The sequence below is a fragment of the Aerococcus sp. L_32 genome, assembly GCF_050689315.1.
The window spans coordinates 1-12,860 of record NZ_JBOEQF010000054.1 but is presented as its reverse complement, the minus strand read 5'-3'; the positions used below and the strand labels follow the sequence as shown (position 1 = coordinate 12,860).

Here is a 12,860-nt window from a genome sequence, read left to right as displayed (position 1 = left end):
ATTAATCGACGATATGACCACTGCCTTCCGTATTTTCAACGGCGAAGGTGACGGTATCGGCGGTTTCACAATCGACTGGTACGCAGGTTACGCCTTGATCCAATGGTATTCAGAAGGGATTTACCGCTACAAAGACATTATCCTAGAAGCTCTAAACAACGTGTTCCCAGAACTTAAAGGTATTGTTGGGAAAAACAGATTCAACTTAGACGGTACAGGCAACGCTAAACAATCAGAAGTTTTAGCTGGCGATATTCCTGAAACCTTAACCATCCAAGAGAATGGCGTAAACTACATCGTTCGTCTTGATGACGGTTGGATGACAGGGATCTTCCTTGATCAACGTAACGTCCGTAACTACATTCAAACTGAAATTGCACCAGGTAAATCATTGCTGAACTTATTCTCATACACAGGTGCTTTCTCTGTCGCTGCAGCACTAGGTGGGGCAGCTGAAACGATGAGTGTTGATGTGGCAAAACGAAGCCTACAATTAACACAAGAGCAATTCCAAGCCAACGGTTTAGAAATCGGTGACCAACATAAAGTCCGCGTGATGGATGTATTCAACTACTTAGATTATGCCAAAACACACGATTTACGTTTTGACATCGTGGTTCTTGACCCACCTTCATTCTCACGTACGAAAAAACACACTTTCCAAGCCAGCAAAGACTACCGTGACTTAGTTGCTTCAGCTTTAACTATCTTAAATACTGGTGGTTACCTTGTCAGTTCAACAAATGCCGCAAACATGACTAAAGAAGATTTCATCAAACAAATCGGCGAAGGTTCAGATGACGCACGTGTGGACATCATGCCCGTAGCTGACTTTGGCTTACCAGTCGACTTCCCGGCACCAAAAGGTAACCCGGAAAGTGACTACCTAAAAGTAGAAATCTTCCAAAAATTATAATAAGAATTCAGTCATTGCTAGATTTGTAATCGGAACGTAGCGACATAAGGATGTCTATGCGTTAGAAGAGAACGCAACTAGCAGTGAGACCGCCCTCAGAAAAAATTTCTGGGGGCTTTTCTGATGACTCATTCTGAACGTCGGCTCCCGCATCCTGTGGTCTTCACTGCTAAGCCATGCTAGGAAAGTTTCATTCTTTGGCTAGAAAGACGCTATCATTGGCTTAAACTTGAAGGTGAAATTGCGAATATAAGTTACAATTAAAATATAATGTGTAGAAAATTACCTGCTCATAAATTTTAAAAAGGCATTTTAATTTGCGAACTGTGGTGCATCATTAGAAAGTACCGAGTAAAATTAATGGCCTGAGATTGTTGTCGGTAAAATGACTCAATTCTTGACCAATTTCAATTCTCGTAAAATGAATCATCAGCTTCCAATTCGGAAGTCCTTTTTGCAAAAAATGATATAGTGATATAAATGTCAGTATTGTGCTAAAAATGTTAGTATGTAATTATTGAAATATGAATAACTGAAAAAGCACAACAGAAAGTAGGAATTTGAATGAAAAGTAGAGCTGCTGTTGCATTTAATCCAGGTGAACCGCTGGAGATTGTTGAAATTGATGTTGCGGAACCAAAGGCGAAAGAGGTATTAGTGAAAATTTTATATACTTCTGTCTGCCATACGGACGCATTTACCTTATCAGGTGATGATCCAGAGGGTGTATTCCCTGCTGTACTAGGCCATGAGGGTGCTGGTGTGGTTGTTGCTGTGGGTGATGAAGTGACGTCTGTTGAGGTGGGCGACCACGTGATTCCACTATATACAGCTGAATGTGGGGAGTGTAAATTCTGTCGTTCTGGTAAAACCAACTTATGTAGTGCTGTCCGTGAAACGCAAGGTAAAGGGTTAATGCCTGATGGCACTACGCGTTTCTCTTATAATGGCGAGCCTATTTACCATTACATGGGGACAAGTACTTTTAGTGAGTATACGGTCGTTCCTGAGATTTCTTTAGCGAAAATTGATAAGGAAGCGCCACTTGATAAAGTCGGTCTATTTGGTTGTGGTGTCACAACTGGGATCGGTGCAGTCCATAACACCGCTAAAGTAGAAGAAGGCGCTGTTACGGCTGTATTTGGTTTAGGTGCTATTGGATTAGCGGCTATTCAAGGTTTAGTGCAAGCGAAAGCAAGTCGTATTATTGTAGTTGACTTAAACGAAGATAAGTTTGAATTAGCTGAAAAAATGGGTGCTACTGATTTCCTAAATCCATCTAAATTCGACAAACCAATCCAAGATGTCATCATTGAAATGACAGACGGTGGGGTAGATTACAGTTTCGAGTGTATCGGAAACGTTGACGTGATGCGTTCAGCCCTAGAAGCTTGTCATAAAGGTTGGGGTGAAAGTGTCATTATCGGAGTTGCCGGTGCAGGTAAAGAAATCCGCACACGTCCTTTCCAATTAGTTACAGGTCGTGTATGGCGCGGGTCTGCCTTTGGTGGCGTGAAAGGTAGAACGCAACTACCAGGTATGGTGCAAGATTACATGAACGGTGAGATTGATATCGATTCATTTATCACCCATAACCTTGATTTCACAGACATCAATGAGGCGTTTGACTTGCTGCATAAAGGTGAATCTATCCGTACCATGTTGACTTACGGGGAGTGATGAAAATTGACTTTAGAAATGATTGCTAGCAATCGTGCCTTTGACGGTGAACACTGTAAATACCGCCATTTCTCAAATACCTTACAATGCGACATGACTTTTAGTCTATTCTTGCCCTCTAATGAAAAGGGGCAAGAAATCCCGCTAGTTTGGTTTTTATCCGGTTTAACTTGTACAGACGATAACTTTAGTCAAAAAAGTGGTTTCCAAAGATTAGCTGAAAAAGAGCAAGTAGCTGTTTTGATTCCAGATACATCACCACGCGGAGAAGATGTTGCCGATGACGACGCTTATGACCTTGGTCAAGGGGCAGGATTCTATTTGAACGCCACACAAGAACCATGGGCCAACCATTACAAGATGTATGACTATCTTGTGGATGAATTGGGGCCAATCGCAGCCGATTTAATCCCTCATTATTCGGGTCAAGAAAGTATCATGGGCCATTCAATGGGTGGACACGGTGCCTTAGTTATTGGCTTGAAAAATACCGACCGCTTTAAAGCAATCTCTGCCTTTGCACCAATTCTAAGCCCAAGCCAAGTGCCGTGGGGAATCAAAGCCTTCACGACTTATCTTGGTGAAAATCAAGACGCTTGGAAAGAATGGGACGCTACAGAACTGATTAAAGACGTTGACGCTCCGTCAATTCTGATCACCCAAGGTAGCCAAGATGAATTCTATCCGGAACAATTAGACGAAACCCATTTCCTCGCAAACGCCAAGGAAAATGGTCAAGCAGTCAATTACCAAAAAGTAGAAGGCTATGACCATAGCTATTACTTCATCGCAACATTCTTAGAAGAACACTTCGCCTTCCACAAACAACATTTAAACTAACATAGCAATGACGTCCCTTGAAGTAGACTTGAACAAGCTACTTTAGGGGCGTTTTTTGATTGGGAAAAAAGAGGTGCTAGGTCAGATCGGATGGATGAATAATCGTTAAACAGAAAGAATCAATATGATAAGCCAACCCCAAAACGCATCCCAACCGGCAAACCACCCCGGGGATTGAATGAAATATTTAATTTAAAAATCATAAAATTTATGAGCTCGTATTTTTGATAGCTTAAATTAAATTTTTAGATTCTTTGATTTGGCCTGACCAAATAGTATATGATTAAGGGGAATTGGGCGTAAAGACGAAGAATTAGGGTAGATTAAAAAGGAAAGTATGGTGTTGTATAGTGGCTTACATTCACTTAAAGGATGTCGTAAAGCAATACGGAACAGGGAATACCGCAATTTTAGCCAATGACCACGTAAATTTAGAAATTGAAGAAGGGGAATTTGTTGTCATTCTGGGCCCTTCTGGTGCTGGGAAATCGACGCTTTTAAATATTTTAGGTGGGATGGATGCAGTGACTTCGGGTGAAGTATTGGTTGCAGATAAGAATATCGCTTCATATGACGAGAAAGGGTTAACCGAATACCGGCGTGATGAAGTAGGGTTTATTTTCCAAAACTATAACTTAATCCCTAACTTAACGGCTATTGAAAATGTAGAGGTGTCTGAAGAAATTTCGGATAATTCATTAGCGGCCAAGGATGCACTGCAAGGAGTTGGCTTATACCACCGCAAGGACAATTTCCCCTCACAATTATCAGGTGGGGAACAGCAACGCGTATCGATCGCCCGTGCGATTGCGAAAAATCCAAAGTTATTACTATGTGATGAACCAACGGGTGCTTTAGATTATGAAACTGGGAAAAAGGTGTTAGGATTCTTACAAGATTTAACCAATGAACAGGGGACAACTGTTGTTGTTATCACCCATAACCAGGCGATTGCACCGATGGCTGACCGCGTCATCAAAATCAATGATGGGACTGTTTCGTCACAAGAATTAAATGCGCAACCAATACCAATTCAAGATATTGAATGGTAGGTGGTGCTTGATGAAAATGAAGAATAGAAAAATATGGTTAGACGGTTTTCGCGAGATTAAGAATACTCTGGGACGATTTTTAGCGCTCTTGCTGATTATCGCCTTGGGGACAGGGTTCTTCGTGGGTATCCGTGCTGCTGCACCGGATATGATCCAGGTTGCAGACAAGTATTTTAACCAAACCAACTTAGAAGATATGTCTATTCAGTCAACCATGGGGCTAGATGAGGATGATTTAGCCTTATTAGAAGATGTGGAAGATATTGAATATCAACCGTATGCTTATGTTGACCGGCAGATTTCAGACAGTGATGATTTAGTCCGTTTCTATCCAAACTTCAATGAAATGACGGATATCAACCAATTTGATGTCCAAGAAGGGCGGTTACCTGAAGCGACCGATGAAATCGCCATTGATAACCAATTAGCCAATGAGGAAGACTACCAAATTGGTCAAGAGATCAGTTTAACTGCTTTAGGCGTTGATTCTGAAGACGATGAAAGGGGTGCGCCAGCTCTTTCAGGTGAGACGTTTACCATTGTCGGCTACGTGAACTCACCGTTGCAAATTTCAAATGTTAGCCGCGGGGCGACAGCACTTGGAGACGGGCAATTAAACGGTTTTGCGGTGGTTGCTCCTGAAGCAATTAATGGGGATATTTATACCAGTATCGCTATTGACGTGACCTCTGTAGATGATTTAGAGGCCTATTCAGACGAATACAATCAAGTTATCGCAGATAAGCAATCAGAAATTGAAGACGTATTCGCCGACCGACCAAGTGAAGTCTACAAGCAAACTGTATCTGAAGCGGAATCAGAAATTTCATCTGGACAAGCGGAAATTGACTCAGCTAGGTCTGAATTGGCGTCTGGAGAAAGTGAATTAAACCAAGCGCAATCAGAAATTGATGACAACCAAAGTCAGCTAGACCAACAAGAAAGTCAAGTTGAGTCGCAACTACCAGAAGGTGTATCCTTAGATCAAGCTGGCATATCTAGTGTGGCCGCTCAAGTAGAAGCTGGTCAAGCAAGTCTTGATTCAGCTCAAAGCGAGTTAGACCAAGCAAGAAGTGATTATGAAAGTAAAAGTCAGGAAGCTGAAGAATCCTTATCTAGCGCTGAAGCAGCTATTGCAGACGCTGAATCAACAGTGGCTGATTTAGATGAACCGACTTATACGATTAATGACCGTTCTGGCGTCTCAGGCTATACCGCTTGGGAAAATAATGCGGATAACATGGCGACAATTGGCCAAGCCTTCCCAATTATTTTCTTCCTGATTGCAGCTTTAGTTTCCTTTACCAACATGCAACGGATGGTAACAGAGCAGCGGGTTCAAATTGGGACCTACAAGGCCTTAGGTTATAGCCCACGTACGATTCAAACCAAATACATTATGTATGCAGGTGTGGCAGCTATTTTAGGGCTGGTCATCGGTATTTCAATCGGTAACTATCTATTCCCGAATATCATTGTGACTGCCTTCTCCAATACCGTGGCCTTACCTGGCATGATATACACTTGGCAAATTGTGGACATCTCAATCGCAGTAGGGATCTCCTTGTTGACGACTGTTGTACCAGCTTGGTTAACCACTAGAACGACTCTGAACGAGAAGACCGCCCGCTTATTGCAACCTGTTACTGGGAAAAATGGCCAACACATTTTCCTAGAAAGATTTAAAGGGTTCTGGTCGCGCTTGAGTTTCCAAGGCAAGATCACTTGGCGGAACATCTTCCTCTATAAAGGACGTAACTTAATGACCATTATCGGGGTTGCTGGATGTGCCATGTTGATTGTCACTGGATTCGGTCTATCTGACTCTATTTCAGGTCTACCGGACGAACAATTCAACCAAGTGAAAATGTATGACGGTAGCCTGTCACTCAATATGGATGCCAGCCAAGAAGACCGCGATCAAGTAGTGACTGATTTATTAGATAATGGCGACGTAGAGAATGTTTTACCGGTGACCCGTGATGTTCTGATGACCGATGACGATTCAATCACCCAACAAATTGTTAGTGTTATGGCCTTTGAAGAAGATAGCAACTATCATGACTACTTCCAAATGCTGGAATTAGACACTGACAGTCAATTGTCTTTACCTGAAGATGGTGTCCTTATCACCGCTAAACTAGCCTCATTGTTAGGCGTTCAAGCAGGAGATACAGTGACCTTAGTGGATACCAATAACGATCCTTATGAATTTTCTATAAAAGGGGTTATCATCAACTATCTAGGTCATGAAATCTACATGACAGATGCTTACTATCAAGAGGTATTCGGTGAAGAAAGCAAAGACAACACAGCCCTTGTTCAATTTGATAGTGGTTTATCCACTAGCGACCAATCCGTAATCTTTGACCAAGTCAAAGAAGAAGCTGGCGTCATTGGAACGAGTTTAAACGCTAGCCAAATCACGGACTTTGAAGAAACCCTATCAGCCCTTGATTTGGTTACCGTCGTCTTGATTATTTCTGCAGGTGGCCTGGCCTTTATCGTCCTTTACTCATTAACCAATATTAATGTGTCAGAACGGATGCACGAATTGGCGACAGTTAAGGTGCTAGGATTCCGGTCAATTGAAGTCAGTATGTATGTTTATCGAGAAACCTTATTCTTAACCATGGTTGGGATTATCATTGGGAATTTCTTAGGATACGGCTTACTAAGCTATATCTTAAATACAGTGGCAATCGATCAAGTTTTCTTCCCGATTGTGATACAATGGCAATCTTACCTATACGCAAGTCTGATTACCTTAGCATTTTCCATTGTGGTCATGATCTTCATGCACTACAAATTGAAGAAAGTGGAAATGGTTTCAGCACTAAAAGAAGAAGATTAATAAAAGTAGGACCGGGATTTAATTCTGGTTCTACTTTTTTTATGGTCAAAATCATCAAATTCACTATGATTTGTACAATATTGTTTTAATCGAATCCCTATTATTAGGCTTTTATGTCTCATCTTCTCATTTAATTCCTTAAAAATTAAAAGATTCTCTAGACAAGGCTTGAGTTTTTAGTAAAATGAGAGTAACAAAAGATGATAGCGCTTACAAATTCTAATGTTTAAGGAGAGATAAACAATGAATTTGGACTGGATTAAAACGCGCGCAATTACTTCCCCTGAAAAGGTGGCGGTGATTGATCCATTGAAACACACGGAATTTACCTATCAAGAATTAAATCAACGGGCGGAAATTTTAGCTCGGCACTTGGTAGAGGATGCAGGCATCAACAAGGGAGACCGGATTGCCACTTTTGCCCCTAACGATATTGCTATTATTGATATGTTGTTAGCGGCAATTAAGATTGGTGCAGTCTTCGTTCCACTAAACTGGCGATTAAAACCAGTAGAAATTGCCCGAGTGGTAGAAGATGCAGGTATTGAATATATTTTATATGCAACTAACCATTTAGACCGTCTATCAGAAGTACCTGACGCTTACATCAAGTACAATGTGGACGAGGCTGAATACAATCAAATGATGGATTTAAGTAACCATCAACCTTTTGAGAGTGTGTCTGTTGATTGGCAAGATCCGATTTTATTAATTTATACCTCAGGTTCAACCGGTCGACCAAAAGGGGTCGTTCATACCCATGAAAGTTATCTAAATAACGTATTCAATCAAATCATCTCTTGGAGAATGAGTGAAGACTGGGTAACAATTGGCTCAACCCCAATGTTCCATATTTTAGGTTTTATTGATATTGCGATACCAATGTTAGTTGTAGGTGGTCAATTAGTCTTAGAACGCTACTTCAACTATGAAACCATTAACGATTGGATTCGTACCTACAAACCAAATGTACTAGTCATGATTCCAACCATGTACTACGGTATTATCGCTTCACCTGACTTTAAACCAGAAAACTTAATGAGCGTAGACTTATTAGTCGCAGGAGGGTCACCACCATTACCAGCTGTACAAAAAGTTTTCCAGCAAATGGGTAAAATTATTATTAACGCCTACGGCTTAACCGAAGCGCCTTTATTAACGTTTAATACTAGTCAACGCGCTAATGAGCGCCCAGCTACAATTGGTTCTCCTCTTTTATTTGATGAAATGATCGTTGTAGATGACGAGATGCATCCATTACCGCAAGGTGAAATTGGCGAATTGTTAGTGAAAGGTAAGAACGTAACACCTGGTTATTGGAAGTTGCCTGAAGAAAATGCTAAAGCTTTCCATGATGGCTATTTTAGAACTGGGGATTTAGCTTACTTAAATGAATATGGTGAAATGACTTTAGTCAATCGTTTGAAAGAATTGATTATTACTGGTGGAGAAAATGTCCTGCCATCTGAAGTTGAGGCCGTATTAACCCAGCATCCATTGGTTAAATCAGCTATTGTACTTGGATTTGAACATCCAAAATTTGGTGAATCTGTTTCAGCAGCGATTATGGTCAATAAAGATGTTGAAGGCGTAGACAAGTTCCAAGAAGTACTAGATCAATTCTGCTTGGAAAAACTTGCCGGTTATAAGACGCCAAAACTTTACATGGAAATTGATGAAATCCCAGTTAACTCGGTTGGTAAACCAGACCGTCTAGAACTTAGCCGTATGATGGCAGCGTACGCTAAAGAAAATTTGATAGCAAGCGCAGGTAGTTAAAATAAAGATTCTTTTAGGCACTAGGAGGCTTATTTTCCTAGTGCTTTTTTTATTTGTTTTTAAATTTACCTAATAATGATTGCTTGTAAAAATCAACTATATAAGGGGTTTTGTATCTCTTTTTTTAATAGTAGTTATTAGTTTAACTTATACCTATTGTTAATAATGCCTTTTAAGAAAGCGTTTACAATAACTATTAGTATTGCTCATAGTCCATATTAATGAGGCTTATTTTTCTTTATAGCTTATTGGTATTATTATGATTTTGTAAGCGATATCATCTTTGTTAATTTTACTAGAAAATATTCAATTCAGGCAAAACCAGCGGGGCAATTGATCTATATATAAATAATAAGGAGTGTTTACCTCATGGAAAATAGAGAAGTAGTATTAAAAGAGTTATTCCCAGAAGATATTTTAAAGATTTCAAGTGGTTTAACTGATGGAGAAATTGAAGTTTTAAAACAGTTAGTAGAGCTATTAGAAAGCAAATACCGCAGTGGCTTAAATGAAGCATGGGTAACTGAATCAGAACCAGAAGGGTTTTTTGAAGATATTGGTAAATTAAGATACTTTGACAATCCCCTTTTATTTGAGGGACGTGAAGGTAAAAAGACAACTAGTCAATTGTTCCAATTCTTCTTCGCTTTTACCCTATCACGCTTTGATGTTTCCTTGAACACCTTATTGGGTGTACATACTGGTTTAGGTTTTAATACCTTCCTGTTTGGTGGTAGTCCAGAACAAGTCCAAAAATATATCCCAAAATTAGCCAGTCACCAATTGCGTACCTGTTTCGCCTTAACTGAACCAAACCACGGTTCTGATGTAGCTTGGGGATTAGAAACAACCGCTCGACGTGAAGGGGACAAGTGGATTATAAATGGTGAAAAACGGTGGATTGGCGGAGCTTCAGTTGCTGATGTGATTCCAGTGTTTGCTCGTGATGAAGAAACTGGAAAACCAAAATGCTTTATTGTTCAAGCAGGACAGCCTGGTTTAGATATTGACGTTATTCAAAATAAAATTGCTCTAAAAATTGTGCCAAATGCCAATATTCATTTGAAAGATGTTGAAGTCGCTGAAAGTGAACGTCTTCAAAATATTAATTCGTTTAAGGATATCGCTAAAGTTTTATATTCAACTCGCGCAGGCGTGGCTAATATGGCTACTGGTGCGATGGCCGGAGCATTACAAGCTAGTTTGAAATATGTCTCTCAGCGTAAGCAATTTGGTAAAGAGATTTCTAATTATCAATTAGTTCAAGAGAAATTAGCCATGATGCAAGGGAACTTAACTGCTGCAATGGCTTTATGTTCACAAATTGCTCGCCAACAAGAAGAAGGTGACTACAACGAAGTAGTAACTTCAGTTGGTAAAATGATGAACGCTTTAAGACTTCGTGAAACAGTGGCTATGGGTCGCGGCATCTGTGGTGGTAATGGGATTGTAGTAGACAATGATATTGCTCGCTTCTTTGCCGATGCAGAAGCTGTCTACACCTATGAAGGAACGCATGAAGTGAATGCCTTAGTTATTGGTCGTGCCTTAACAGGCCAAGCAGCATTTAATTAGTAATTTAAAATGATAATAATAGGAGTCGGGGTAGACATCATCGCCATCTGCCCAAACGCTTATTATAAAGAAAGATAATTCAAAGATGGAGGGAAATAAAATGACAATTACAAAAGCGACCGTTCTTGGAGCTGGTGTCATGGGTAGTCAGATTGCCGCCTTGCTTGTAAATGCGGGGGTGAAAGTGCAACTATTAGATGTTGTAATTGATGAAAATGAATCGAATAAACTATCAAAATCTGGTTATGATCGTATTACTAACCGGAAGAAACCGATGCTATACCAAAGTCAATTTCAAGGGAACTTGACCTATGGAAACTTTGATGATGACTTAAAAGAACCTTCAGATGCTGATATTTTTATTGAAGCTGTTAAAGAAGATATCAAGATTAAACATGCGATTTGGGAAAAGATTGTTGCAGTAGCGAAACCAGATGCTATTTTAGCAACAAATACTTCCGGTATACCAATTAAAGCGATTGCTAAAGTCTTAAAAGGTGATGAGCGTGAACGATTCTTAGGTATGCATTTCTTTAATCCACCACGCTATATGAAATTGGTGGAATTAATTCCAACTGAGTTTACGTCTGAAGCGACAATTAATCAATTAAAAGACTTTACTGAGAAAAAATTAGGTAAAGGGGTAGTTGTTGCTAACGATGTACCAGCCTTTATTGCTAATAGAACAGGCACCCACTCTATGAGTGATATTATGTATCGAGCAGAACGTGACGGCTTGACAATCACGGAAGTAGATGCCTTAACAGGAAAAGCGATTGGCCGTCCACGCACTGGTACTTATGGGCTATCTGACTTAGTGGGGAATGATGTGGCTACTTTTGTAGTTGGAGGCTTGATGCAAGATCCAAGCGAACAGCCATATTTCAACCAATCTACTTTAATTGGCAAATTGGTTGAAGCAGGGGCTTTAGGTAATAAGGTTGGTCATGGTTTTTATAAAAAAGAAGGACGCCAGCATTTAGTGGTAGATCCTGAAACCCTAGAATACATACCTGCTGAGAAGCCGAATTTACCTATTCTAGCTGAATTTTCAAGCAATTTGAAAAAGAATATGGACGTCATCTTTAATGCCACAGATACCGCTGGTAAGTTCCTTTGGGAAACTTTAGCGAGTACTTTCTATTATGCAGCCAATAATATCCCTAAAGCAGCAGTGGATTATAAAGATATTGACCGGGCAATGGTTTGGGGCTTTAATTGGAAAGTCGGACCCTTCCAACTTTGGGATTTAATGGGCTTTGAACGGGTAAAAGATCGAATTGAAAAAGAGATAGGACCTTTACCAGAATGGGTAGCAAATCGAAGTGAGCCATTTTACAAAGAAGGGGAGATTCTTGAGAATCTAACACCAATCAGTGAAAAAGTCGATGCAATTATTTGGGAAACAGAGGCATCAACCTTAAGTGTGATCAATGATAATCAGTTATTATTTAATTTCCACACACCAAATAATACGATTACAGGCGAGTTATCAGCTGAATTGATTAAAGCTGTGGATGAATTAGAGTTTGGTGACTATGTGGGGATGGTGATTTATTCAAATGGGCCGCATTTCAGTCCTGGTGCGAATTTGAATATGATGAAAGAAGCCATTGAGTCTGACGGGGTTGATGCGTTAATTGGCCAAACAATCAGTGAACTACATGAAGCGGTTAACCGGGTTCGCTACACAGAAAAACCAATTGTAACAGCCGTTCGGGGTCGTGCACTCGGTGGCGGGGCGGAATTGGTTTTAGCATCACCTTATATTGTGGCTGCGGCGGAATCTTATATCGGCTTAGTTGAAGTGGGTGTTGGTTTAGTCCCAGGTAGCGGTGGTTTAGCGGAATTAACGGAACGTGTAATGAATATGCCAATCCAAAAAGATGCAAAAATGCGTATTCTAGGAGATGTCATTACGCGTGTAGCTTCTGGTGATGTATCGATGTCAGCTTATGAAGCCAGAGATAAATACTATCTAAGACAGTCTGATGATATTGTAGCAGCTAGTGATAGCGTAGTGGAGATTGCCTTTGACAAGTTAACTTACTTATCTAAGACGAACTTTATTCCGCGGACTAAGGTGAACTTCCCAATTCTAGGTACTAGCTTCAAAGCGGTTGTGGAAGGTCAATTAGATGCCATGCGACTAGGTCATTTTATT

Annotated in this window: 8 protein-coding genes; all 8 read left to right on the top strand. The window is 40.3% G+C overall.

Annotated elements, in window-relative coordinates; genetic code table 11:
- Positions 1-916, top strand: a 916-nt coding sequence (locus tag ACRCJ0_RS05475) for a class I SAM-dependent rRNA methyltransferase (RefSeq protein ID WP_431389737.1), incomplete at its 5' end; no start/stop codon positions are given.
- 564 nt (positions 917-1,480) lie between these two features.
- Complete coding sequence (locus ACRCJ0_RS05470) at positions 1,481-2,596, top strand: S-(hydroxymethyl)glutathione dehydrogenase/class III alcohol dehydrogenase (protein ID WP_290520284.1); 1,116 nt, start codon at positions 1,481-1,483, stop codon at positions 2,594-2,596.
- Between the two features lie 6 nt (positions 2,597-2,602).
- Positions 2,603-3,436, top strand: coding sequence for an S-formylglutathione hydrolase (gene fghA / locus ACRCJ0_RS05465; protein WP_431389736.1), 834 nt, complete (start codon positions 2,603-2,605; stop codon positions 3,434-3,436).
- 350 nt (positions 3,437-3,786) lie between these two features.
- On the top strand, positions 3,787-4,488 hold the full coding sequence (locus ACRCJ0_RS05460; protein ID WP_431387453.1) for an ABC transporter ATP-binding protein: 702 nt from the start codon (positions 3,787-3,789) through the stop codon (positions 4,486-4,488).
- A gap of 10 nt (positions 4,489-4,498) precedes the next feature.
- Complete coding sequence (locus tag ACRCJ0_RS05455; RefSeq protein WP_431387452.1) at positions 4,499-7,342, top strand: FtsX-like permease family protein; 2,844 nt, start codon at positions 4,499-4,501, stop codon at positions 7,340-7,342.
- A 243-nt stretch (positions 7,343-7,585) separates the two neighbouring features.
- Positions 7,586-9,121: a class I adenylate-forming enzyme family protein gene (locus ACRCJ0_RS05450; RefSeq protein ID WP_431387451.1), complete on the top strand. Its 1,536-nt coding sequence runs from the start codon at positions 7,586-7,588 to the stop codon at positions 9,119-9,121.
- A 369-nt stretch (positions 9,122-9,490) separates the two neighbouring features.
- Complete coding sequence (locus ACRCJ0_RS05445; RefSeq protein ID WP_431387450.1) at positions 9,491-10,696, top strand: acyl-CoA dehydrogenase family protein; 1,206 nt, start codon at positions 9,491-9,493, stop codon at positions 10,694-10,696.
- 100 nt (positions 10,697-10,796) lie between these two features.
- Positions 10,797-12,860, top strand: a 2,064-nt coding sequence (locus ACRCJ0_RS05440) for a 3-hydroxyacyl-CoA dehydrogenase/enoyl-CoA hydratase family protein (protein WP_431389735.1), incomplete at its 3' end; no start/stop codon positions are given.

Excerpts from the sequence above, each read along its gene's own strand:
- ACRCJ0_RS05470 (WP_290520284.1), top strand. The coding sequence starts at position 1,481 with ATGAAAAGTAGAGCTGCTGTTGCATTTAATCCAGGTGAACCGCTGGAG.
- ACRCJ0_RS05455 (WP_431387452.1), top strand. The coding sequence starts at position 4,499 with ATGAAAATGAAGAATAGAAAAATATGGTTAGACGGTTTTCGCGAGATT.
- ACRCJ0_RS05450 (WP_431387451.1), top strand. The coding sequence starts at position 7,586 with ATGAATTTGGACTGGATTAAAACGCGCGCAATTACTTCCCCTGAAAAG.
- ACRCJ0_RS05445 (WP_431387450.1), top strand. The coding sequence starts at position 9,491 with ATGGAAAATAGAGAAGTAGTATTAAAAGAGTTATTCCCAGAAGATATT.